Below are 23,021 nucleotides of genomic sequence, written 5' to 3' on the forward strand. Positions count from 1 at the left end.
TCCGCGCCGACGAAGAAGGCGTTGACGCCGATCAGCACGATCGCCAGGAACACTCCGACGGGATCGCTCATCGCGGACCCCCCGCCGCGCCGGTGTCGCCGTCACCCTGCAGCTCGTTGAGTTCCAGCAGGTCGATCCGGCGTCCCTCCATCCGGATGACCGTTGCCTGCCAGCGCAGCGAGGTGTCCAACAGGCCGTCGGCGTCCAGGGCCGGCAGCTTCACCGTTTCACCGGCCACCGGGATGTGGCCGAATTCGCGCAACGCCAGCCCGCCGATGGTCTCGTAGGGCCCTTCCGGCGCCCGGAACCCGGTGGCGGTGGCGACCTCGTCGATGCGCAGCAGTCCCGAGACGCGCCAGCCGGTGCCGGCCGCGACGACGTCCGGGGTGGCGTCGTCGTGTTCGTCGCGGACGTCGCCCACGATCTCTTCGATCAGGTCCTCGACGGTCACCATGCCCGCGGTGCCGCCGTATTCGTCGACCACCATCGCGGTCTGCAGGCTGTTCGCGCGGATCTCGGCCATGACGGCGTCGCCGTCCAGCGTCGAGGGCACCACCGGGACGGGCTGCGCCACGTTGGTCAGCGGCGTGCGCGCCCGGTCGGCCGCCGGGATGGCCAGCACCTGTTTGACGTGCACGATGCCGATGGTCTCGTCGAGATCGCCGTCGACGATCGGGAACCGGGAGAACCCGGACTCGGCGGCCGCGGCCACCAGGTCGGCGACGGTGTCGTCGGTCTGCAGCGCGACGATCTTGGATCGGGGCGTCATCAGCTCCTCGGCGGTCAGGGCGCCGAACTGCAGCGAGCGCCGCACCAGTGACGCGGTCGCGGGATCCAGCGAGCCGCTGCGCGCCGAGGAGCGCACCAGGGACAGCAGTTCCTGCGGCGACCGGGCCGACCGCAGCTCTTCGGCCGGCTCGATGCCCAGCTGGCGCACGATCCAGTTCGCCGCGCCGTTGGTGAGCCGGATCGCCGGGGTGAACAGCAGCGAGAACAGCAGCTGAACGCCCACCACGGCGCGCGCGGTGGACAGTGGCCGGGCCACGGCAAGGTATTTGGGAACCAGCTCGCCGAACACCATCGACACCGAGGTGACGATGACCAACGCCACGAACGCCATGATCGCGTCGGCCACCTTGTCGGGAATGCCCATCGCGTCGAACCACGGGTGCGGCAGGTCGGCCAGCATCGGATCGGTCAGGTAACCGGCCGCCAGTGTGGTTGCGGAGATGCCCAATTGGGCGCCGGAGAGCTGGAACGACAACTTGTGGTGGGCGCGCCGGATCGCGCGGTCGCGCCGGCCGCCGCGCCGCGCGTTGGCCTCCACGGCGCTGCGGTCCAGCGTGGTCAGCGAGAACTCGGCCGCCACGAATACCGCGTTACCGAAGATGAGCACCGCGATGGCAATGATGCTGATCACGGCGACGCTGACGTTCATCGAGCACGCCGCCCGCGGGCCGATTGTGTTGGCGGGATGGCCGGGGAAGGCTCCGCATCGGGCGGCTCGTCGGACGGCTGCCGCGCCCGGAAGCCCATGGGCTGCACGGGTGCCTGCGGCACGTCAATCCCTTCGCTGCCTGAAACCGGTGCGGACGCGGTCGCTTCCGTCTTTGCTGATTTATCGTAGCCCGGTCCGCCCCCCGTTCGGTCAACGACCGTTTTCACTGGGAGGCCGGGCCCGCCCGGGACCCAAGTATGGGTTGCCTAACCTTACTCGATAGGCTGGCGGACTATGGCGTCCGAAGGCCCACCCGAAACCGAACCGGCCCAAGTCCTTCCGCGCGAGCGCTTCGACATCTCCGAGAAGGTGGCGCGCATCGGGCGGCCGCCGGCCCCCGCGCTCGAACCGCCCTTCGCGCTGCGTGTCGCGCGGCCCGAGGACGCGGGCATGGTGGCGGAGTGGATGAACCGCCCACACCTGGCCGCGGCCTGGGAGTACGACTGGCCGGCCCCGCGATGGGAGCGGCACCTCGGCGCGCAGCTGGACGGCACGTATTCGGTGCCACTGCTGGGCAGCGTCGATGGCCAAGATTGCGCCTACCTCGAATTATACTGGGGCGCAAAGGACTTGATCTCGCACCACTACGATGCCGATCCGTATGACCTGGGGCTGCACGCCGCCATCGCCGACCCGGGCCTGATGAACCGGGGCCTGGGCCCGATGCTGTTGCCGCAGATCGTCGGGAGCGTCTTCGCCATGGAGCCCCGCTGCCGGCGCGTCATGTTCGACCCCGATCACCGCAACACCACCGCGCGCCGACTCTGCGAATTCGCCGGCTGCGCGTTCCTCGGCGAACACGACACCAGGAATCGCCGCATGTCGCTCTACGCGTGGGAACGTCCGGCCGGCGCCTGACCCACCAAATTGCCTGCGCCGCCAAAGAATTGCGTGCGGCGGGGGTCACCAACCCAGCGGCAGTGGATGGCCTTCGGCGAAGCCCGCGGCCGACTGCACCCCCACGACGGCACGCTCGTAGAGGTCCGTCAGGTTGGCGGCGCCGACATAGGTGCACGTGCTGCGCACGCCCGAGGTGATGTGGTCGATCAAATCCTCGACGCCCCCGCGGTCGGGGTCCAGGCCCATGCGTGAGGTCGAAATGCCTTCCTCGAAGAGCGCTTTGCGGGCGCGGTCGAAGGCGGTGTCGGCGGCGCTGCGGGCGACCACCGCACGCTTGGACGCCATGCCGTAGCTCTCCTTGTAGGGCTGGTCCTCGCGGTCGCGCATCAGGTCGCCGGGCGACTCGTAGGTGCCGGCGAACCACGATCCGATCATCACGTTGGACGCGCCGGCCACCAGCGCCAGCGCCACGTCCCGGGGATGTCGAACGCCGCCGTCGGCCCACACGTGGCCACCCAATTGCCTTGCCGCGGAAGCACATTCGACGACGGCCGAGAATTGCGGGCGCCCCACAGCGGTCATCATCCGGGTGGTGCACATCGCCCCCGGCCCGACGCCGACCTTGACGATGTTCGCCCCGGCGCCCAGCAGATCGCGCGTGCCCTCCGCGGAGACGACGTTGCCGGCCACCAGCGGCACCCCGAGTTCGAGCGAGGACACCGTGCGGATCGCCTCGAGCGTCTTCACCTGATGCCCGTGTGCGGTGTCGATGACGAGCACGTCGACGCCCGCCTCGACCAGGGAGCGCGCCCTGGCGCCCACGTCGCCGTTGATGCCGACGGCCGCACCCACCCGCAGCCGCCCTTCACGGTCGAGCGCCGGGGTGTACAGGCCGGTGCGGACGGCCCCGGTGCGGGTGAGCACGCCGGCCAGCGTGCCGTCGACGTTCGTCACGACGGCAACCCCGATCGGGGCGTGCTCGAGCAGGTCGAAGATCTTGCGTGGTTCGGTCCCGACCGGGGCGGTGACGAAGTCGGTGATCGCGACATCCCGAACCCTGGCGAAGCGGTCCACGCCCAGGCAGCAGGATTCGCTCACCAAGCCCATCGGGCGGCCCTCGAAGACGACGACCGCGACCCCGTGTGCGCGCTTGTGGATCAGCGCGGTCGCATCGGACACCGAGTCGTCGGGGCCCAGCACGACCGGGGTGTCGAGAACCAGGTCGCGGCTCTTGACGAAGTCCACCGTCTGCTGCACCGCGGTGATCGGGATGTCCTGCGGCAGAATCACCAGGCCGCCCCGCCGGGCGACCGTCTCGGCCATCCGCCGCCCGGCCACCGCGGTCATGTTGGCGACCACCACCGGGATGGTGGTGCCCGAGCCGTCCTGGGTGGACAGGTCGACATCGAAGCGCGACGCGACCTCCGACCGGTTCGGCATCACGAAGACGTCGTTGTAGGTCAGGTCGTAACCGGGCCGATGCCCGTCCAGAAATCTCATCGCTGTCGCCGCGCCCCCTCGTGTCCCTCAAGTAGTACCCGGCTAGGCGGGCACTTCACTGCGGTCCCCGCTCCACAGCGTGTGGAAGCGCTTATCGGGGTCGTCGTCGATGCGGCCATAGGTGTGCGCGCCGAAGAAGTCGCGCAGCCCCTGGGTGAGCGCCGCGGGCAGCCGCTCGGTGCGCAGCGCGTCGTAGTAGGACAGCGCCGAGGAGAAGCCGGGGATCGGGATGCCCAGCTGCGTGGCGGTCACCACGACGCGGCGCCAGCCGTCGATCGCGGCCTCGATCGCGCTGCGGAAGTAGGGCGCGACGATCAGGCTAGGCAGATCGGGGTCCTCGTCGAACGCGTCTTTGATGCGGTTGAGGAACTTGGCCCGGATGATGCAGCCGCCGCGCCAGATGGTGGCCAGGTCGCCCGGCGTGATGCCCCAGTCGTATTCGGCGCTGCCGGCCTGAATCTGGTTGAAGCCCTGGGCATACGCGATGATCTTCGACGCGTAGAGGGCCTGGCGCACGTCCTCGACGAACTGCTGCGCGTCGGCGGGCTTGGCGCCCAGCTCGCCCGAGGCCAGCCCCGTGGTGGCCTTGCGCTGGGTCACCGAACCCGACAGCGCGCGGGCGAACACGGCCTCGGCGATCCCGGTTACCGGGACGCCGAGGTCCAGGGCCGACTTCACGGTCCAGCGGCCGGTGCCCTTCTGCTCGGCCTCGTCGAGGATGACGTCGACGAGCGGCTTGCCCGTCTTCGCGTCCTTCTGGCGCAGGACCTCGGCGGTGATCTCGACGAGGAAGCTGTCCAGGTCGCCCTTGTTCCACTCGTCGAACACGTCGGCGATCTGCTCGGCGGTCTTGCCCAGGCCGTCGCGCAGCAGCTGGTAGGCCTCGCCGATCAGCTGCATATCGGAGTACTCGATGCCGTTGTGCACCATTTTGACGAAATGGCCCGCGCCGTCGGGCCCGATGTGGGTGCAGCACGGGACCCCGTCGACGTGTGCGGAGATCTCCTCGAGCAGCGGGCCCAGCGACGTGTAGGACTCGGCGGGGCCGCCCGGCATGATCGACGGGCCGTTCAGCGCGCCCTCCTCGCCGCCGGAGATGCCGGCGCCGACGAAGTGCAGGCCCCGTTCGCGCATCGCCTTCTCGCGGCGAATGGTGTCGGTGTAGAGGGCGTTGCCGCCGTCGATGATGATGTCGCCTTCCTCCATGGCGTCGGCGAGCTCGTTGATGACGGCGTCGGTGGGGTCGCCGGCCTTGACCATGATCAGCACCCGCCGCGGCTTCTCCAGGGCGTCGAGAAACTCCGCGATGGTCTCCGACCGCACGAACTTGCCCTCGTCACCGTGCTCTTTGAGCAGCGCGTCGGTCTTCGCGATCGAGCGGTTGTGCAGCGCCACCGTGTAGCCGTGCCGGGCGAAATTGCGCGCGATGTTCGAGCCCATCACCGCCAGGCCGGTGACGCCGATCTGCGCGGTAGCGGTGGTTGATTCCGACGAACCCATGTCTTCGCCTCTCGAGTCGGAGAACTGTGCCCAAAAGCTTTCCGTCACACTGTGGCACAGGGGACCGGCGTCCGCCCGGGGTGCTGGCCGTCGAACGCGTCAGAGGTTGATCAGGCGCCGCAGCTCGGTGAGCCACGGCACGGCCAACGCGACGGTGGGCACGACGAACACGGCGACCGCGGCCAGGTATGCGGCCGCCGCCAGCGCCAGGCTGTTGCCGCCCCCGCACAGCCGGCGGACGCGGACCACGGTGCTGGGTCCGCCGGCGGCCAGTGCGCCGGACGGCGCCCGCCCGGACGCGCAGGCGACCAGCGCGCGAGCCAGGGGAGTGCGGCCCGCCGCGCGCACGGCGGCGTCGTCGGCGAGCAGCTCGACGAGCAGCTGCACCGCCCCGAGCGCGTTCGCGCTGCGCACCAGCCGCGGGAACGCGGCGTGCACTGCGGTGAAGGCCTCCAGGACGAGGTCGTGGCGGGCCCGCAGGTGGGCCCGCTCGTGGGTGAGGATCGCCGCGACCTCGGCGTCGGCGAGCGTGCTCAGCGCCCCCTCGCTGACCACCACCCTGCTGCGGACGCCCGGCAGGCAGTAGGCGAGCGGCTGCGGCACGTCCAGCACACGAAGGTCCCGCGTGTGGGCGCAGGGCTGGGGAAGCGCGCCGCCGTGGCCCAGGCCGACCAGATCGACGACCATGCGGTGATGGGCGCGCCGTCGCCGGTTGGCGATTGCCACCCGGACGACGGCCACCATCAATCGGGCGCCGACCAGCACGGTCAGGGCGAAGACGCCGATGTACGCGGCCCACAGCGGCCAGCCGAGGCGGCCGGCGGCGCCGAGGATGCTGGCGGTGGGCCGCCCGTCGGGACCGGGCATGAGCAGCCGAGTGGCGATCGCGATGCCGGCGCTGAACGCCGAGAGGACCGCGGCGAGCGCGATGGCCTGCCACAACACCATCGCGGCGCGGGGAGCGCGCAGCGGCCAGCTCGCGCGTGCCAACAAGGCCGGCACCGGACCGACCAGCAGCACCGCGAGGATGGTGAAGGCCAGCGCGGACACGCTGTCAGTCTCCCTCAGTCCTCCGGCGACGCGCCAGCGGTTGGCGCGTTGTTGCGTTGATTAGCTTCCAGTTCGGCGAGCGCCCGCCGGAGCGCAGCTGCCTCATCGGCGCCGACCCGCTCGACGAAATGGACGAGCGCGGCCTGCCTGCCGCTGGGGTCCTCGGCCTGGGCCAGCGCGTCGACCATCAGCCCGGCGACCAGTTCGTCGCGGCCGTGCACGGGAGCGTATCGGTGCGCGCGGTCGTCGCGAATCTGCGAGACCAGGTTCTTCTTGGCCAGCCGCTGCAGGACGGTCATGATCGTCGTGTAGGCGAGGTCGCGTCGCGCGGACAACGCCTCGTGGACCTGGCGGACCGTTTGAGGTTCCGGCGTGGACCACAAGTGATCCATCACGGCGCGTTCCAGATCCCCGAGCCGGGTCAGTTTCGCCATAGTGCGTTCTCTCCTGACGTCGACAACATCTTACTCCGCTTACTACCGACCGTCGTACCGCAGCTGCTCACCGCGCCGCCGGATAGGCGCTTGCGAAATTAGGGCAGCCTTGCCTATGCTAACCCAGTCGAGCGAACAACGACCGCGGCAGAGTCCTGAGGGCTGCAGTGACCCCCGGTCTACTCGATCGGCGAGCCCCGTGCCCCCGCGGCACGGGGCTCAGCCGTTTCCGGGGCGGCAACCCCGCCACCAGCGCCGTCGCCCGACCCATGGTGTAGACACAGAACGTGCCTCAGCCGCCGAGCATGCCGCCGGATTTCACCGCCCCCTTCGATCAGGAGATCGGACTGCAGTTCACCGAACTGAGCCCCGACGGCGCCCGCGCGCAACTCGAGGTCACGCCCAAACTGCTGCAACCGATGGGCCTCGTGCACGGCGGGGTGTACTGCTCGATCATCGAGAGCATGGCCAGCGTGGCCGCCTACACCTGGCTTGCGACCCGCGGCGGCGGCAACGTCGTAGGGGTCAACAACAACACCGACTTCCTGCGTTCCATCGGTTCGGGCATGGTGTACGGCGTCGCCGAACCGATCCATCGCGGCCGGCGCCAGCAGCTGTGGCTGGTCACGATCACCGACGGCGACGGCAAGGTGGTCGCCCGCGGCCAGGTGCGGCTGCAGAACCTGTAGATCCGCGCGACGGCGTATTGCTGTGTTGCGCAACGACTTTCGCGGAGGCCGGCCGGATCCGCGATTCGGGCCCTGCTGCGATTGGCCCGTTAGCTCGCTCGCTTGGCGGTCGCCGGCCGCTTGGCTTCGGCGGCGAGCACCGCCAGCTGTTCGAGGCGGGTTCGGGCGAAGGCCTGCTGCTCGGTGATCGTCAGCTGGCCACGCCGGGTGCTCAGGAAGGTCACCGTCCACGACAGCAGCGTGCTGACCTTGGTCTTGAACCCGACCAGGTAGACGAGGTGCAGCACCAGCCACATCAGCCAGGCGATGAAGCCGCTGAACTCCAGCGGGCCCACCTTGGCCACCGCGGAGAACCGCGAAACCGTTGCCATGGAGCCTTTGTCGAAATACTGGAACGGCTCGCGCTCGGCGGGGTCGGCCCCGCCGAGTTCGGCCTTGATCGTGCCGGCGACGTACTTGGCGCCCTGGATCGCGCCCTGCGCCACCCCGGGTACGCCCTCGACGGCGGCCATGTCGCCGATCACGAACACGTTCGGGTGGCCGGGAACCGACAAGTCGGGCAGCACCTTGACGCGGCCCGCCCGGTCCAGTTCCACCGACGACTGGTCGGCGAGGTCTCGGCCCAGCCCGCTGGCCTGCACGCCCGCAGACCACACCTTGCACGCGGACTCGATGCGCCGGATGGTGCCGTCGGAATCCTTGACGGTGATGCCGTTGCGGTCGACGTCGGTGACCATCGCCCCCAGTTGGATCTCCACGCCCATCTTCTCCAGCCGGGCCCGCGCCCGCGTCCCCAGCTTGTCGCCGAACGGCGGCAGCACGGCGGGGGCGGCGTCGAGCAGGATCACCCGCGCCTTGGTGGAGTCGATGCCACGGAACGAGCCCTTCAGCGTGTGGGCCGCCAATTCCGCGATCTGGCCTGCCATTTCGACGCCGGTGGGGCCGGCGCCGATGACGGTGAACGTCAGCAGCTTGGCCCGTCGCTCCGGATCGCGCGACCGTTCGGCTTGCTCGAAGGCGCTCAGGATCCGACCGCGCACCTCCAGTGCGTCGTCGATCGACTTCATGCCGGGTGCGAACTCGGCGAAGTGGTCGTTGCCGAAGTAGGACTGCCCCGCGCCGGCGGCGATAATCAAGCTGTCGTAAGGGGTTTCGTAGGTGTGACCGAGCAAATCGGACACCACGAACTTCCCATCGAGATCGATGTGCGTGACGTCACCGAGCAGGACCTGGACGTTGCGCTGCCTGCGCAGCACGACACGGGTGGGCGGGGCGATGTCGCCCTCGGACACGATGCCCGTGGCCACCTGATACAGCAACGGTTGGAAGAGGTGATGGGTCGTGCGCGCGATCAATTTGATGTCGACGTTGGCGTGCTTCAGTTTCTTTGCCGCGTTGAGTCCACCGAATCCCGAACCGATGATGACGACCTGGTGGCGCCGTTCGGTTCCAGCTGTGGTTTCGGGTGGGGGGCTCATGTTTCCGCTGCTCCTGACGGGGGCTTTTGGACACGCGACTGCAGTTAGCCACAACGCTAGTCAGGCGGGTACCCGGAAACCTAGTTGATACGCATGTGTTGTTTGCAACACTAACGGTGTTGGGGGCGAAAACCCTGGTGGGCGCCGGCCACTGTGGCGCAACTATCAGGGTCGCCGGCCCGCTGGCACGAGGCCGCCGTTATTGGCTCGAGCCTCCGCCCACGCAGTGGTCGTGGCCCGCCTGGATCGTTCCGCCGGGGGCGCGTGAGAGCGCCTGTGCCTCCGCCTCTTCGGGCGTCGGGCCCCAGCCCCCGAAGTATTTGGTCTTCGACGCGTTCATCACCAGCGCCACGCACCCACCCTGCCCACTGGCCAGCAGGCGGCAGTCGCTGATCGTCTTGCGGCAGGTCTCCATAACCGCCTTCTCGGCCGCACCCACGCTCGAGGCGCCGTCGGCGATGTCGATGTGGCCGGTGGAGTCCGATATCGCCATCGCGATCCCGTCGCCGCCGGCATGCGCGAGCGGGGGTGCGACAAACGCCACGCCGGCCACCATCAACGCCAGGGCTGCTGTCTTCATTGCCTTCCCGGCCTCTTCTTCCGCGCTGCGCCCGGGTGGCGCAGGTAAACGCTGCTACACGGAAGTATTACCGCCGCGGGGCCAAACCGCGACCCCACGGCCCGCGGCGTCGGCTGCTACAGGCCGACAACCGGGCGCAGCGCCTCACCTACGGAGCTGATCACGCCGGGGGCGTAGAAGGGCAGGTTGATGATGACGCCGTCGATGCCGGCGTCCACCACCTTGGTTTTGATCTGCTCGGCGACCGACTCGGGGCCGCCGACCACCATGCGCTGGGTCATCTCGGCCGGAATCTGGTCCGGCTTGGTGTTCTCGTCGACCAGCACCGTGGTCAGCGTGCTGGTTTCCAGCGTCGCCGGGTCGCGGCCGATCTCTTCGCAGCGCCGCCGCACGACGTCCAATTTGCCCGGCAGTTCGTCGAATCCGGCGATGACGTTGAGGTGATCGAAGTGGCGCGCGGCGAGGGGGATCGTCTTCTTCTCACCGCTGCCCCCGATCATCAGCGGAATGTGGTCGCGGAAGCGGGGATTCGCCATCGCCTCGCGCACCTGGTACCACTTGCCCGAGAAGGTCGGCCGCTCGCCCTTGATCATCGGCAGGATGATCTGCAGCGCCTCCTCGAGCCGGTTGAATCGGTCGGTGAAAGTGCCGAATTCGAAACCCAGTTGGTCATGCTCGAGTTCGAACCAGCCGGTTCCGATGCCGAGGATGGCGCGGCCCTGGCTCACCACGTCGAGGGTGGTGATGGTCTTGGCCAGCAGCGCGGGATTGCGGTAGGTGTTGCCGGTCACCAAGGTGCCCAACTGGACTCGCTCGGTGGCGGTGGCCAGCGCGCCCAGGGCGGTGTAGGCCTCCAGCATCGGTTGGTCGGGGTCGCCCAACATGGGCAGTTGGTAGAAGTGGTCCATCACGAAGACCGAGTCGAAGCCGGCGGATTCGGCCTCGCGGGCCTGAGCGATGACAGTGGGGAAGAGCTTGTCCACCCCGGTGCCGTAGGAGAAGTTGGGAATCTGCAGACCGAGTCGAATAGCCACGCGGTCTACCGTAGTGCCGCTCCACGCGCGACGAAACGGCTCGCGCCGCGATTACGCCCTCAGCCGAATTGGGCGAGCGCGCCGTGGCTGACGTGCAGCGTCTGGCCGGTGATGTGGCGGGCCGCCGGGGTGGTCAGGAACAGGGCCAGCCGGGCCACCTCGCCGGCGACCGACGGGGGCGTGCGCGACAGGCCGTCGTAGCCGGGCTGCGCGCTGCGCCCGCTGGCGACGGCGTTGACCGTGATGCCGCGGGTGCCGAAGACGCCCGCCTGTCCGGCGACCCAATTCGACAGGGTCGCCTTGATCGCGGCGTCGACGCTTCCGGCGGGCGGGTTCTCCGGCACCACGCTGATGATGGAGCCACCCGAGCGCAAGTGATCGCCCACGGTCTGCACCGTCAGCACGGCCGATAGCACCGTGGCGTCCAGGGCATTCCGCCAGGCGTTGGCCGTGTCGGCGATCGAGTACGCGCGGGGGTCGCCGGCCTCCCAGGTGGGAGCCGGCACGTTGACGATGGTGTCCAGATGGTGGGGGAACAGGGGACGGGCCTCGGTCAGGCTCGCCGGGTCGGTGGTGTCGCAGACGATCGCGTCGACGTCGAGTTCCTTGGCGGCGATCTCGAGGTCGCTGCGCCGTGCGCCCACGAGGGTCACCTTGTGACCGTCATCGCGGAAGCCTTCGGCCACTGTGCGTCCAAGTTCGGTGTCTCCACCGGTGACCAGCACTTCCACTGCCATGACCTCCTCGTGTTCAACGTTGAACCCAGATCCTGCTGCGGATCGAATGACGGACCGGCCTGGGATCTCAGCACGTTATGGCATCAGTATGCGTCCATGTTACTGGACAGTAGCTAGTCGGCGAAATTGTTCGCGCCGCGACGCGCGGATCATTTCCGTAACTATTCGAACCTCACTTTTTTGCGCCGTTAGGCCTGCAATAGGTCCGCATCGTCGGCGGGTTAGGGTGCATCCATGCCTCGGATCGGGTTCCTGGCCGGTTTCGTCTCGACGATGCTGATGGCGGCCCTGATCGGGTGCGGATCGACACCGGCGGCGCCCGGGACGCTGGTGGTGTTCGCCGCCGCCTCGCTGAAGCCCGCGTTCACCCAGATCGGAGCGCTGTTCAAGGCCCAGAACGCCGGCAGCAACGTCGACTTCGAATTCGCGGGATCGTCGGAACTGGCCACCCAGTTGACGCAGGGCGCCGCCGCCGATGTCTTCGCGTCGGCGGACACCGCGCAGATGGACACGGTCGCCAAGGCCGGCTTGGTCGCCGGCGACCCGACGAACTTCGCGTCGAACACGCTGGTGATCGTCACCGCGCCGGGCAACCCGAGGCAGGTCGGGTCATTCGCCGACCTCGCGAGGCCGGGGGTGGCCGTGGTCGTCTGCCAGAAGCCGGTGCCCTGCGGGTCGGCGACCCGGCGCGTCGAGGACAGCACCGGCGTTCACCTCAACCCGGTGAGCGAGGAACCGAGCGTGACGGACGTCCTCAACAAGGTCACCACGGGGCAGGCGGACGCCGGGCTCGTCTATGTCACCGACGCCCACAGCGCCGGGAACAAGGTGACGACCGTCAGCTTCCCGGAGGCCGCCGGCGCGGTGAACGTCTATCCGATCGCGGTGATGAACAAGGCGCCGCAAGCGTCGCTGGCGAAGCGGTTCGTGGCCATGGTGACCGGTGACGTCGGCCAAAACATCCTGGCCCAGGCGGGGTTCGCCAAGCCCTGATCAGCGGGGCGGTCCGAAACCCGTTCGGGCCTGGTCGATTTGGCCATAGGCGTAGGTCACCATCTCGGCGGTGGTCATCATCTCACCCTTGCGGGCGAGCGATTCGTAGGTTTGGTCACCGAGGACCTCGCGAAGGTCGGCGATCATTTCTGCGAGTTCGGGCAAGGTCGTTGCTGCCATCGGGCTGACCGCCGCCAAACCGGCGATGGTGGCAGCCGGTTCGTAGTGTCCTAGCCGGTTGAGGAACACGGCGAGGACGGCGAGCGCGTTGTACATCATGCCGATGTTGCCCGACTCGTGGTTGTTGCGGATGGCCGAGGCGAGGTGATCCACCGCCGCCCCGGGGTCCCCTTGCTCGGCCATGAGTCCGGCGGCCCAGTACGGGAATTGGGTCTCGTAGAACCGGTTGCCGCTATCCCGCGCGACGAGCAGACTGCGGCGCAGCGCCGCGAGGGCGCGATCCGGATCGGTCGCACGGACCGCGTACCCATACACGAAGAGTGCGTAGGCGAGCACCCATGGATTCCCGGTGGCCTCGGCGGCATCGATGAGGCCCTCGCCCGTTGCCAACGCCTCGTCAGACGAACCGCAGACGGCCAGAGCGAACACCAGGTTTGCCCTGGCGAAAGTGTTGGCGTCCCCACCGCGCCCCACCTGGGCCCGGCATAGCTCGAGATACCGTTCGGGCTGCCCGACGAACAAATACGCGCTGCCGAGAAAGGCCTCCCCGAAAGACGACACCTTGTCGCTGGCGGCGGCGATGACCGTCTCACCGATTTCGCTGTAGCGCACGGCCTCTTGGTACCGGCCGACCAGAACGGCCAGCGATGCCCCCACGCACACGGCTGCCAGCCGTGGGTGGTCGACGGCACGAAGGGGTTCGACCATTTCTTCGGCCCAGGCGATGGGTTCGTAGTTCTCGAGGAACGGACCAAGCAAGCCCGCGTATGCGGCGATGGCCGCACCCGCATCCAGGTCGCCGTGTTCGGTCGACCAGCGAAAGGCGGTGCGCAAGTTGGCCAACTCGACCGTGAGCCAGTCGTATGCCTCGCGCTGGCGCGGGCCGTCCCACAGCGCCATGACGTCGGCCTCGCGCCCGGCGAAATGGCGGGCATGCGCGGCGCGGATCTCTCCCGCAGCGCCGGAGGTGATGAGCTGTTCCTCGGCGAATTGGCGGATCGTCTCGAGCATCGAAAACCGGGTGCGCCCCGAAGACCGGTCGACGACCAGCAGCGACTTGCGCACCAAGGCATCGAGCAGGTCCAGAATCACGTACTCATCCTCGGCGCCCATTACGGCGCAGGCACTTTCGAGGTCGAATCCGCCCGCGAACACCGAACAGCGTGCCAGCACTGCCTTTTCGTCGTCGTCGAGAAGGTCGTAGGACCAGGCCACGGCGTGGCGCAGCGTGTGGTGGCGCTCCAGGCCGCGCCGCGCACCGACCAGCAGCCTGAAGCGGTGGTCGAGGCGGTCACGCACTTCACTGGCGGTCATTGACGCCATCCGCGACGCGGCCAGCTCGATGGCTAGGGGAATCCCGTCCAGCCGCTGACAGATCTCGGTGACGGCGGCGGCATCACGGCCGTCGACCATCGAGAAGCCCGCCGAAATGCCTTGGGCGCGTTCGGTAAACAGGGTAACCGCCGCGGAGTGGACGCCCGCCACGTCCAGGGAACGGACGGGCCGCACCTGCTCGTCGGGAATTCCCAGTCCTTCGCGGCTGGTGGCAAGGATCTTCACGGTGGCCGATCGGGCGAGGATGGTTTCGATCAGCTGGGCGGCGGCGTCGAGCACGTGCTCGCAGTTGTCGAGCACCAACAGCCTTACCCGGCCCTCCAATGCGGCAGCGACCGACTCGCCGACGGTCTGGCCCGGCTGCTGGGTGATGCCCAACACCGCCGCGACCGCGTCGGGAACCGCCGCCGGGTCGGTCACCGCGGCCAACTCGAAAAGCCACGCCCCGTCCGGGAATTCATCAGCCAACCGCGTGGCCACCTCTAACGCGAGGCGGGTCTTGCCGACCCCACCCACTCCGGTCAGCGTCACCAAACGATGCGTCTTGACCGCCGCTTCGATGTCGGCAACGGCGGCCTCGCGGCCGATCAAGCTCGTGTGGGCGGGCCGCAGGTTGCCCGGACTCGTGTCCAGCGCCCGCAGCGGCGGAAAGTCGGCCCGCAGGCCGGCGGCTCGGACCTGAAACACGCCGACCGGCATGGGGACGTCCCGCAACCGACGGGGTCCCAGGTCGACCAGATCCACGCCGCTCAGCAAGCCTGCCGTCGACGCGGCCACCAGGATCTGACCGCCGTGCCCGGCGGCCATCACGCGCGCCGCACGATTGAGCACCGTGCCGAAGTAGTCGCCGTCGCGCAGCTCGGCCTCGCCGGTCGCCAGCCCCATCCGCACCGGCAACTCGAGTGAGCGCTGTGCGGCCACGGCGGCATCGACCGCCGCGCGCGGCGAGGCGAACGCCGCGCACACGCCGTCACCGGTGTGCTTGAACAACCAGCCCCCGTGCGCCTCGATCGCGGTGCGCAACGCGTCGTCATGGGCCGCGAGGGCCACCCGCATCCCGTCCGCGTCGGCCTCCCACCGACGCGTCGAGCCCTCGACGTCGGTGAACAGAAACGTCACCACCCCCGAAGGAGCGGCCGCCGGCCGAGCGGACACCCCAGCAGAATCTCACAACGCACCTGCTTCTACCTCGCACATCGGCGGAAACCTCGGCTCTCGGGCGCTAGGTTGGGGCGGTGTTCATCGCCCGATCATGGTTGGGGTCCAAGCATTAGCGAGCGTCGCGCCGATCTACCGCGGTGGGTGTACGTTCCCGCCGCCGCGGGGACCGGGTTCGTGGTGCTGCCGCTACTCGCCATCGCGATCAAGGTCGACTGGCCCAACTTCTGGTCACTGATCGCCAGCGCGTCGTCGCGAACCGCCCTGCTGCTCAGCCTCAAGACCGCCGCGGCCAGCACCGTGCTCTGCGTGCTGTTTGGCGTCCCGATGGCCCTGGTGCTGGCCCGCAGCACCGCGCGACCGGTGCGGCTGCTGCGACCATTTATCCTGCTGCCCTTGGTGTTGCCGCCGGTCGTCGGGGGGATCGCGCTGCTGTACGCGTTCGGCCGGCTCGGGCTGCTCGGCAAGTACCTCGAGGCCGCCGGTGTCAGCATCGCGTTCAGCACCACCGCGGTGGTGCTGGCGCAGACCTTCGTGTCGCTGCCGTTCCTGGTGATCTCCCTGGAGGGCGCCGCGCGCACCGCCGGCGCCGACTTCGAGGTGGTGGCGGCGACCCTGGGGGCGCGGCCCAGCACCGTCTGGTGGCGAATCACCCTGCCGCTGCTACTGCCGGGCCTGGCGTCGGGCGCGGTGCTGGCGTTCGCCCGCTCGCTGGGGGAGTTCGGCGCCACGCTGACGTTCGCCGGGTCCCGCCAAGGGGTCACCCGCACGCTGCCGCTGGAGATCTATTTGCAGCGGGTCACCGACGCCGACGCCGCGGTCGCGCTGTCGATCCTCTTGGTCGCGGTGGCGGCGCTGGTGGTGCTGGGGCTCGGCGCCCGCCGGCTGACCGGAGACGAAACGAGATAGCCGGGGCCATGAGCGAACTGCAGCTGCGCGCCGACGTCGCGGACCGCCGACTGGACGTGGAGTTCACCGTGTCGGCCGGCGAAGTCCTTGCGGTCCTGGGGCCCAACGGCGCGGGCAAATCCACCGCGCTGCATGTGATCGCCGGGCTGGTTCGCCCGGACCACGGGGTGGTGCGGCTGGGCGACCGGGTGCTGACCGACACCGCGGCCGGGGTCAACGTGGCAACCCATGACCGCCGCGTCGGCCTGCTCATGCAGGACCCGTTGTTGTTCCCGCACATGAGCGTCGCCGCCAACGTGGCCTTCGGGACGCGCAGCCGGGGCGGGGGGCTGCGAACACGACGAGCCGCGGGGAGGGCGGCGGCCCTGCGCTGGCTGCGCGAGGTGGACGCCGAGCGGTTCGCCGACCGCAAGGCGCGGCAGCTGTCCGGCGGGCAAGCCCAGCGCGTGGCGGTGGCGCGGGCGCTGGCCGCCGAGCCCGACGTGCTGCTGCTGGACGAGCCGCTGAACGGTCTTGACGTCGCGGCGGCCGCGAGCATTCGCGCGGTACTGAGGCGCGTGGTCGCCCGCACCGGCTGCGCGGTGGTCCTGATTACGCACGACCTGCTCGACGTGTTCACGCTGGCCGACCGGGTGCTGGTGCTCGAGTCCGGCAAGATCGCCGAGATCGGTCCCGTTTCCGACGTGCTCACCGCGCCGCGCAGTCACTTCGGGGCGCGGATCGCGGGCGTCAACCTGGTCAACGGGACGGCCGCCGCGGACGCCGCACTGGACGCGCGCTCCGGCGTGCGCTGGCATGCGGCGCCGGGGGGTGAGGGGCTCGCCGCGGGCCAGAATGCGATTGCGGTGTTCCCGCCCACGGCGGTGGCGATCTATCGGGACCGACCGCACGGCAGCCCGCGCAACACGGTCGAGGTGACGGTGGCGGAGCTGGACATCCGCGGGGCGGCGGTGCTGGTGCGCGGCGAGCAGCAACCCGACGGTGCGCCCGGCCTGGCCGCGGAGATCACGGTCGACGCCGCATCGGAGCTGCGGCTGGCGCCCGGGGAAAGGGTGTGGTTCTCGGTCAAAGCGCACGAGGTCGAGTTGTATCCGGCGGCGCACTGAGGGTGCAATCGGGCGCCCGGTCGCGCATCGGCAACATCGGAAAAACGACGCTGCAATTGTCCGCAAGGCTCCTTGCGTCACAGCGGTAACACGGTAGGTTCGTCGCCATGGAGCAGGTGGATCCCAACTCGACACGTCGCAAAGGCCTGTGGGCGACGCTGGCGATAGCCACAGTGACCAGTGCCAGCGCCGTCACGATCGCATTGCCGGGGGCCGCGAACGCCGATCCGGAGGTTCCGACTCCGGTCCCGCCGACGACAACGACGGCGCCTCCTGCAGCCGGCCCCGCGGCTCCCGCGACCACACCGCCGCCGGCCGCCCCGGCGCCCGGCGCGTCCCCGGCACCGGTCGACCCGAACGCGCCGCCGCCGCCGCCCGTCGACCCGAACGCACCGCCGCCGCCCCCCGTCGACCCGAACGCCGGGCGGGTCGCCAACGCCGTGGGCGGTTTCAGCTACGTCCTTCCGCCCGGCTGGGTGGAATCGGACGCTTCCCACCTCGACTACGGCTCGGCGCTGTTGAGCAAGACGACGGGGCCGCCGCCGCTGCCCGACCAGCCGCCACCGGTCGCCAATGACACCCGCATCGTGATGGGCCGCCTGGACCAGAAGCTTTACGCCAGTGCGGAAGCCAACAACGCCAAGGCCGCCGTGCGGCTCGGCTCGGACATGGGTGAGTTCTTCCTGCCGTATCCGGGCACCCGGATCAACCAGGAAGCCACCACGCTCACCGGCGCCAACGGCATCACGGGCAGCGCGTCGTACTACGAGGTCAAGTTCAGCGACGCCTCCAAGCCCAACGGCCAGATCTGGACGGGCGTGGTCGGGCTGCCCGCGACGAACGCGGGCGGACCGCCGCAACGCTGGTTCGTGGTCTGGCTCGGCACGGCCAACGACCCGGTGGACAAGGGTGCGGCCAAGGCGCTGGCCGAGTCGATCCAGCCCTGGGCGGGCCCGCCCGCGCCGGCCGCTGGAGCCCCGGCGGCTCCGGGCGCACAGCCGGCACCGGCGGCACCTCCGCCCGGAGGCCAACCTGCGCCCGCCGCCCCGGCGGCCCCGGGAGCGCCATCGCCGGCTCCCGCTCCGGCTCCGGCCGGGGAGGTAAGCCCCACCCCGGCGCCGGCACCACAGCGGACGCAGTCCACCTGACACCCTGATCGGGGCGCCGGGATGACGGGCGAACCGTCGCCGAATCCGGACCTTTTTCGTTACGCGGAGCGGGTATACCGAAGTGACGGCCCAGCAATTCGCTGGGCTTTGCCAGCGAATGCAAGGAGACCCGCATGGACGTCATGGCAGCTACCGAATATCTGGCCCGCTCAACCACGTTCACGAGCGTCGGGATCATCGGATACATCATCATCGGCGGTCTGGCCGGCGCGCTCGCCAGCAAGATCATCCGGGGCAGCGGCGCCGGGATCCTGATGGACATCGTGATCGGAATCATCGGCGCGTTGATCGGCGGCTTCATTTTGAGCTTCTTCGTCAACACCGCGGGCGGGGGCCTGATCTTCACCTTCTTCACCGCGCTGCTAGGGTCGCTGATCCTGCTCTGGATCGTCGGGATGGTGCGCAGGACGTAGACCCCAGTCAACCCGTTGCGGCCGTGGCGGTTGGCGGCATGATTGACGGATGATTGCACCGCTGTCCACCGCGGCCATGCGCGCATGGCGGGTGCGTCAACCCGGCCCCATGGACACCGCCCCGCTCGAGCAAGTCGCCTCGGAGGTGCCGCGCCCCGGGCCGTCGGATTTGCTGGTCGCCGTCCGGGCCTGCGGCGTCTGCCGCACCGACCTGCACGTCACCGAGGGCGACCTGCCCGTGCATCGCGACCACGTGACGCCCGGCCACGAGGTGGTCGGGGAGGTCGTGGAAATGGGCGCGCAAGCGGGCGACGAGTTTCGAGTGGGAGACCGGGTCGGCATCGCCTGGCTACGGCACACCTGCGGGGTGTGCAAGTACTGCCGCCGCGGCGACGAGAACCTGTGCCCGCAGTCCCGCTACACCGGCTGGGACGCCGATGGTGGTTACGCCGAATTCGCCACGGTTCCCGCCGCTTTCGCGCATCCGCTGCCCGCCGGTTACAGCGACAGCGAGCTCGCGCCGCTGCTGTGCGCCGGCATCATCGGCTACCGCTCCCTGCTTCGTGCCGACCTGCCGCCAGGCGGACGGCTCGGGCTGTACGGCTTTGGCGGCAGTGCCCACATCACCGCGCAGGTCGCGTTGGCGCAGGGCGCCGAGGTGCACGTGATGACCCGCGGAGCCGAGGCGCGTGAACTCGCCATGCAGCTCGGGGCGGCGTCGGCGCAGGGAGCGGCCGACCCGCCACCGGTGCCACTCGATGCGGCGATCCTGTTCGCGCCGGTCGGGGAGCTGGTGCTGCCCGCGCTGGAGGCCCTAGACCGCGGCGGCACCCTCGCGATCGCCGGCATCCACCTGTCCGACATCCCGGTCCTGAATTACCAGCGACACCTGTTTCAGGAGCGCCAGGTCCGCTCGGTCACGTCGAACACCCGGGCCGACGCGCGGGCGTTCCTCGACTTCGCGGGCGAGCATCACATCGAGGTGACCACACCGGAATACCCGCTGGACCAGGCGGATCGGGCGCTGGCCGACCTCAGCGCGGGCCGCATCGCCGGCGCGGCGGTGCTGCTGGTGTGAGCGCCCTCAGCTGGTCAGATGCCACACCAGGGCGGCGGCCAGCGCCCCAAGCCCGTTCAGCGACCAGTGCAACGCGATCGGCGCGATCAGGCTGCCACTGCGCCGGCGGAGCCAGCTGAAGACGAAGCCGGCCGCACCGGTGGCCAGCACCGCGCCGGTGACACCCGCCAGCATCCCCACGACGCCGCCGCCGAACAGCCGGGTGAAGCCGACGTTGCTGCTGGTCAGCCCCAGCGACGTCGCGACGTGCCACAGGCCGAACAGCAGCGAACCCGCCAACGCGACCCCGCGGAAGCCCCAGGCCCGGTGCAGCGCGCCGTGCAGCACGCCCCGAAATGCCAGCTCCTCCGGGATCACGGTTTGCAGCGGGATGATCACCATCGATGCGATCAGCGCGCCGGAGACCGTGGCGTAGCGGTGGTTGAGGAACATCGGCCGGGTCATCGGCAGCAGCACCCCGACAGCTATCACCGACGCCACGACCAGCACCGCGGCCACGGCATAGCCCAACCCCGACTTCCAGTGTTCGCGCCCCAGGCCCAAATCGGCCCACTCCAGACCGTTGGCGCGCATCAGGAACACCAGGCCGACGGCGGCGGCGGGAACGACGCAGATGCCGGCCCAGGGGGTGGTGAAGTGGGCGACCAGGTTGGTCAGCACCAGCACGAGCACGACGACGGCGATGTCGAGGTGGATCCGGACCCTGTGCAGCGCCGACAGCTGCGCGAGCACCGGGTGGGTGTCAGCGATGGCGGGCGCCTCGGGCATTTGGCCAGTTTACCGGTGAGCCGCGGCGGCGTGACTCCAACGAGATGGCCGTCACGGTTGTGGTCGGCGCCCGGGGCGCGACCGTGACGGCAATCTCGGCGCGCATGTACGTCTCGCTCCCATCACTGCTCGCTCGCCTCCCAGCCTGATCGGTCGTCTCGCTCCCATCACTCACTACGTTCGTTCTGCTCGCTCGCCTCCCAGGTCCAGTTGGCGATCTGCGGGTCGTCCTCGCCGTGCTCCCGGGTGTAGATGCGCGCCGCGAGCCGGGCGTCGACCATGCGCTGGCGCAGCACCGCGGCCTTGCTGGCCAGCCCGTCCACCCGGTCGATGACGTCGATAACCAAGTGGAAGCGGTCCAGATCGTTGAGCATCACCATGTCGAAGGGTGTCGTCGTGGTGCCCCGCTCCTTGAACCCACGCACGTGGATGCGCGGGTGGTTGGTGCGCCGGTAGGTGAGCCGGTGGATTAGCCACGGGTAGCCGTGGTAGGCGAAGATCACCGGCTTGTCGCGCGTGAACAGCGCGTCGAACTCCCGGTCCGGCAAGCCGTGCGGGTGCTCGGAATCCGGCTGCAGCCGCATCAGGTCGACGACGTTGACCACCCGGACCGCGAGCTCGGGCAGTTCGCGACGCAGGATGTCGGCCGCGGCCAGGGTTTCCAGCGTCGGGATGTCGCCGGCGCAGGCCAGCACGACGTCGGGTTCGGCGGTGGCGGTGCTTGCCCACGGCCAGATGCCCACGCCGCGCGCGCAGTGCGCGATGGCCTGGTCCATGTCCAGGTAGGCCAGCGCCGGCTGCTTGCCGGCGACGATGACGTTGATGTAGTCGCGGCTGCGCAGGCAGTGGTCGGTCACCGACAGCAGCGTGTTGCCGTCCGGCGGCAGGTACACCCGGGTCAGTTCGGCCCGCTTGTTGGCGACCAGGTCGATGAAGCCGGGGTCCTGGTGCGACGCGCCGTTGTGGTCCTGGCGCCAGACGTGCGAGGAGAGCAGGTAGTTCAGCGACGCGATCGGCCGCCGCCACGGCAGCTCCAGGCTGGTGGCAAGCCACTTCGCGTGCTGGTTCAGCATCGAGTCGACGATGTGGACGAACGCCTCGTAGCAGTTGAACAGGCCGTGCCGGCCGGTCAGCAGGTAGCCCTCCAGCCAGCCCTGGCACAGGTGCTCGGAGAGCACCTCCATCACGCGGCCGTCGGGCGCGAGGTGCTCGTCGTCGGGCCCGATTTCCGAGAGCCACACCTTGTCGGTCGACCCGTAGACGGCGTCCAACCGGTTCGACGCGGTCTCGTCGGGACCCATCAGCCGGAACCGGTCGGAGTTGCGGGCGATCACGTCCCGCAGGAAGGTGCCGAGCACCCGGGTCGCCTCGTGCGTCGTGGCGGCGGGCCGCGGCACCGCGACGGCGTAGTCGCGGAAGTCCGGCAGGTCGAGGTCGTGCAGCAACAGTCCGCCGTTGGCGTGCGGGTTGGCGCTCATCCGGCGGTCACCGCTGGGCGCCAGCGCGCGCAGCTCGGCGCGCAGCCTGCCGTCGTCGTCGAATAGCTCCCCGGGCCGGTAGCTGCGCAGCCACTCCTCGAGCTGGGCGCGGTGCTGAGGGTTGTCGTGCGTCTCGGCCAGCGGGACCTGGTGCGCTCGCCAGGTGCCCTCGACCTTCTTGCCGTCCACCACCTTCGGGCCCGTCCAGCCCTTGGGGGTGCGCAGCACGATCATCGGCCACACGGGCCGCTCGGTCCCGTTGCCGGCGCGGGCCGCGCGCTGGATGGCCGCGATGTCGTCGAAGGCGTCGTCGAGGGCGGCGGCCAGCTGCTGATGGACGTTCGCCGGATCGTCACCGGCGACCGTGATGGGCCGGTAGCCGTAGCCACGTAGCAGCGCCTCGAGTTCGTCGTGCGGGATGCGCGCCAGCACCGTCGGGTTGGCGATCTTGTAGCCGTTGAGAGCCAGGATGGGCAACACCGCGCCGTCGGTGACCGGGTTGAGGAACTTGTTGGAATGCCAGCTGGCCGCCAGTGGCCCGGTTTCGGCCTCGCCGTCCCCGACCACGCAGGCCACGACCAGATCCGGGTTGTCGAAGGCCGCGCCGTAGGCATGCACCAGCGCGTAGCCGAGTTCACCGCCCTCGTGGATGGAGCCGGGCGTCTGGGCGGCGACATGGCTGGGGATGCCGCCGGGAAAAGAGAACTGCCGGAAGAGCTTTCGCAGCCCTTCGGCGTCCTGCTCGATGCCGGTGTACACCTCGCTGTAGGTGCCCTCGAGGTAGGCGTTGGCGACCAGCGCCGGGCCGCCGTGGCCGGGCCCGGTGACGTAGATGATGCTGGCGTCGCGGTCGCGGATGATCCGGTTGAGGTGCGCGTAGATCAGGTTCAGGCCCGGGGTGGTGCCCCAGTGCCCCAGCAGCCGCGGTTTGACGTGCTCGGGCGAGAGCGGTTCGGTCAGCAGGGGATTGTCCAGCAGGTAGATCTGCCCGACGGACACGTAATTGGCGGCGCGCCAATACGCGTTGATCAGGTCGAGTTCGTCGTCGGCAAGGGGAGCGGTTGTCTGGGTTTCTAGGCTCACTCAGCCGATTG

General features: G+C 69.5%; 20 protein-coding genes. 8 read left to right on the plus strand and 12 right to left on the minus strand.

All coding sequences use genetic code 11. From position 1 onward, the window contains the following. Nucleotides 1-67: 67 nt before the first annotated feature. Nucleotides 68-1,438 (minus strand): hemolysin family protein, encoded by a 1,371-nt coding sequence (locus tag A5701_RS25360; RefSeq protein WP_067760722.1) that lies wholly within the window; start codon nt 1,436-1,438, stop codon nt 68-70. Nucleotides 1,439-1,732: 294 nt separating this feature from the next. Between A5701_RS25360 and A5701_RS25365 the strand changes: the two genes are divergently transcribed. Next, nucleotides 1,733-2,356 carry a GNAT family N-acetyltransferase gene (locus A5701_RS25365; RefSeq protein ID WP_067760724.1) on the plus strand — a complete coding sequence of 208 codons (624 nt, stop codon included), beginning with the start codon at nt 1,733-1,735 and terminating at the stop codon, nt 2,354-2,356. 45 nt (nt 2,357-2,401) lie between these two features. Here A5701_RS25365 and A5701_RS25370 read toward each other — a convergent pair whose 3' ends face one another. The 4 genes from A5701_RS25370 to A5701_RS25385 all read right to left on the minus strand — a co-directional run bounded on the left by A5701_RS25370 (nt 2,402) and on the right by A5701_RS25385 (nt 6,822). Next, entirely contained in the window at nt 2,402-3,838 is a 1,437-nt protein-coding gene (locus A5701_RS25370) for a GuaB1 family IMP dehydrogenase-related protein (protein ID WP_067760726.1), read from the minus strand. A 42-nt stretch (nt 3,839-3,880) separates the two neighbouring features. After that, nucleotides 3,881-5,338, minus strand: coding sequence for an NADP-dependent phosphogluconate dehydrogenase (gene gndA, locus A5701_RS25375; protein WP_067760728.1), 1,458 nt, complete (start codon nt 5,336-5,338; stop codon nt 3,881-3,883). A 99-nt stretch (nt 5,339-5,437) separates the two neighbouring features. Further along, nucleotides 5,438-6,388 carry a M56 family metallopeptidase gene (locus A5701_RS25380; protein WP_067760730.1) on the minus strand — a complete coding sequence of 317 codons (951 nt, stop codon included), beginning with the start codon at nt 6,386-6,388 and terminating at the stop codon, nt 5,438-5,440. 14 nt (nt 6,389-6,402) lie between these two features. Further along, entirely contained in the window at nt 6,403-6,822 is a 420-nt protein-coding gene (locus A5701_RS25385) for a BlaI/MecI/CopY family transcriptional regulator (protein WP_067760732.1), read from the minus strand. A gap of 305 nt (nt 6,823-7,127) precedes the next feature. Between A5701_RS25385 and A5701_RS25390 the strand changes: the two genes are divergently transcribed. Next, complete coding sequence (locus A5701_RS25390; RefSeq protein WP_067760734.1) at nt 7,128-7,511, plus strand: PaaI family thioesterase; 384 nt, start codon at nt 7,128-7,130, stop codon at nt 7,509-7,511. 89 nt (nt 7,512-7,600) lie between these two features. On the opposite strand, the gene A5701_RS25395 is transcribed toward A5701_RS25390, so the two are convergent. From A5701_RS25395 to A5701_RS25410, 4 genes are all read right to left on the minus strand, one after another. Beyond that, nucleotides 7,601-8,989: an NAD(P)/FAD-dependent oxidoreductase gene (locus A5701_RS25395; protein WP_067760736.1), complete on the minus strand. Its 1,389-nt coding sequence runs from the start codon at nt 8,987-8,989 to the stop codon at nt 7,601-7,603. Between the two features lie 199 nt (nt 8,990-9,188). Continuing rightward, nucleotides 9,189-9,569: a DUF4189 domain-containing protein gene (locus tag A5701_RS25400; protein WP_067760738.1), complete on the minus strand. Its 381-nt coding sequence runs from the start codon at nt 9,567-9,569 to the stop codon at nt 9,189-9,191. 116 nt (nt 9,570-9,685) lie between these two features. Further along, nucleotides 9,686-10,603, minus strand: coding sequence for an LLM class F420-dependent oxidoreductase (locus tag A5701_RS25405; protein ID WP_067760740.1), 918 nt, complete (start codon nt 10,601-10,603; stop codon nt 9,686-9,688). A 59-nt stretch (nt 10,604-10,662) separates the two neighbouring features. Further along, a complete protein-coding gene (locus tag A5701_RS25410; RefSeq protein WP_067760746.1) occupies nt 10,663-11,340 on the minus strand; it encodes an SDR family oxidoreductase in 678 nt (225 codons plus the stop codon). A gap of 234 nt (nt 11,341-11,574) precedes the next feature. Between A5701_RS25410 and modA the strand changes: the two genes are divergently transcribed. Further along, nucleotides 11,575-12,333: a molybdate ABC transporter substrate-binding protein gene (gene modA / locus A5701_RS25415; RefSeq protein ID WP_067760748.1), complete on the plus strand. Its 759-nt coding sequence runs from the start codon at nt 11,575-11,577 to the stop codon at nt 12,331-12,333. On the opposite strand, the gene A5701_RS25420 is transcribed toward modA, so the two are convergent. Next, entirely contained in the window at nt 12,334-15,003 is a 2,670-nt protein-coding gene (locus A5701_RS25420) for an adenylate/guanylate cyclase domain-containing protein (protein ID WP_231972881.1), read from the minus strand. 114 nt (nt 15,004-15,117) lie between these two features. Between A5701_RS25420 and A5701_RS25425 the strand changes: the two genes are divergently transcribed. The 5 genes from A5701_RS25425 (at nt 15,118) to A5701_RS25445 (ending at nt 19,681) form a co-directional block, all read left to right on the plus strand. Continuing rightward, complete coding sequence (locus A5701_RS25425; protein WP_197499222.1) at nt 15,118-15,915, plus strand: ABC transporter permease; 798 nt, start codon at nt 15,118-15,120, stop codon at nt 15,913-15,915. Between the two features lie 8 nt (nt 15,916-15,923). Then, nucleotides 15,924-17,021, plus strand: a complete 1,098-nt coding sequence (locus A5701_RS25430; RefSeq protein WP_067760752.1) for a sulfate/molybdate ABC transporter ATP-binding protein — start codon at nt 15,924-15,926, stop codon at nt 17,019-17,021. Nucleotides 17,022-17,128: 107 nt separating this feature from the next. Then, nucleotides 17,129-18,169: an alanine and proline-rich secreted protein Apa gene (locus A5701_RS25435; RefSeq protein ID WP_067760754.1), complete on the plus strand. Its 1,041-nt coding sequence runs from the start codon at nt 17,129-17,131 to the stop codon at nt 18,167-18,169. A gap of 134 nt (nt 18,170-18,303) precedes the next feature. After that, nucleotides 18,304-18,603, plus strand: coding sequence for a GlsB/YeaQ/YmgE family stress response membrane protein (locus A5701_RS25440; protein WP_067760758.1), 300 nt, complete (start codon nt 18,304-18,306; stop codon nt 18,601-18,603). Nucleotides 18,604-18,652: 49 nt separating this feature from the next. Then, complete coding sequence (locus A5701_RS25445; RefSeq protein ID WP_067760760.1) at nt 18,653-19,681, plus strand: zinc-binding alcohol dehydrogenase family protein; 1,029 nt, start codon at nt 18,653-18,655, stop codon at nt 19,679-19,681. A gap of 6 nt (nt 19,682-19,687) precedes the next feature. On the opposite strand, the gene A5701_RS25450 is transcribed toward A5701_RS25445, so the two are convergent. Both A5701_RS25450 and A5701_RS25455 read right to left on the minus strand, forming a co-directional pair. Next, nucleotides 19,688-20,449 (minus strand): CPBP family intramembrane glutamic endopeptidase, encoded by a 762-nt coding sequence (locus A5701_RS25450; protein WP_067760762.1) that lies wholly within the window; start codon nt 20,447-20,449, stop codon nt 19,688-19,690. Between the two features lie 167 nt (nt 20,450-20,616). Further along, complete coding sequence (locus A5701_RS25455) at nt 20,617-23,010, minus strand: phosphoketolase (RefSeq protein ID WP_067760764.1); 2,394 nt, start codon at nt 23,008-23,010, stop codon at nt 20,617-20,619. Between the last annotated feature and the right edge of the window lie 11 nt (nt 23,011-23,021).

It is taken from the genome of Mycobacterium sp. E3305, assembly GCF_001666785.1.
In the GTDB taxonomy this organism is placed as follows: Bacteria; Actinomycetota; Actinomycetes; order Mycobacteriales; family Mycobacteriaceae; genus Mycobacterium.

Bases quoted from the DNA above. Each gene is read 5' to 3' on its own strand.
- A5701_RS25360 (WP_067760722.1), bottom strand. From the start codon at position 1,438: ATGAACGTCAGCGTCGCCGTGATCAGCATCATTGCCATCGCGGTGCTC.
- A5701_RS25395 (WP_067760736.1), bottom strand. From the start codon at position 8,989: ATGAGCCCCCCACCCGAAACCACAGCTGGAACCGAACGGCGCCACCAG.
- modA (WP_067760748.1), top strand. From the start codon at position 11,575: ATGCCTCGGATCGGGTTCCTGGCCGGTTTCGTCTCGACGATGCTGATG.
- A5701_RS25430 (WP_067760752.1), top strand. From the start codon at position 15,924: ATGAGCGAACTGCAGCTGCGCGCCGACGTCGCGGACCGCCGACTGGAC.
- A5701_RS25385 (WP_067760732.1), bottom strand. From the start codon at position 6,822: ATGGCGAAACTGACCCGGCTCGGGGATCTGGAACGCGCCGTGATGGAT.
- A5701_RS25435 (WP_067760754.1), top strand. From the start codon at position 17,129: ATGGAGCAGGTGGATCCCAACTCGACACGTCGCAAAGGCCTGTGGGCG.
- A5701_RS25410 (WP_067760746.1), bottom strand. From the start codon at position 11,340: ATGGCAGTGGAAGTGCTGGTCACCGGTGGAGACACCGAACTTGGACGC.
- A5701_RS25450 (WP_067760762.1), bottom strand. From the start codon at position 20,449: ATGCCCGAGGCGCCCGCCATCGCTGACACCCACCCGGTGCTCGCGCAG.
- A5701_RS25400 (WP_067760738.1), bottom strand. From the start codon at position 9,569: ATGAAGACAGCAGCCCTGGCGTTGATGGTGGCCGGCGTGGCGTTTGTC.
- A5701_RS25365 (WP_067760724.1), top strand. From the start codon at position 1,733: ATGGCGTCCGAAGGCCCACCCGAAACCGAACCGGCCCAAGTCCTTCCG.
- A5701_RS25390 (WP_067760734.1), top strand. From the start codon at position 7,128: ATGCCGCCGGATTTCACCGCCCCCTTCGATCAGGAGATCGGACTGCAG.
- A5701_RS25370 (WP_067760726.1), bottom strand. From the start codon at position 3,838: ATGAGATTTCTGGACGGGCATCGGCCCGGTTACGACCTGACCTACAAC.
- A5701_RS25445 (WP_067760760.1), top strand. From the start codon at position 18,653: ATGATTGCACCGCTGTCCACCGCGGCCATGCGCGCATGGCGGGTGCGT.
- A5701_RS25440 (WP_067760758.1), top strand. From the start codon at position 18,304: ATGGACGTCATGGCAGCTACCGAATATCTGGCCCGCTCAACCACGTTC.
- gndA (WP_067760728.1), bottom strand. From the start codon at position 5,338: ATGGGTTCGTCGGAATCAACCACCGCTACCGCGCAGATCGGCGTCACC.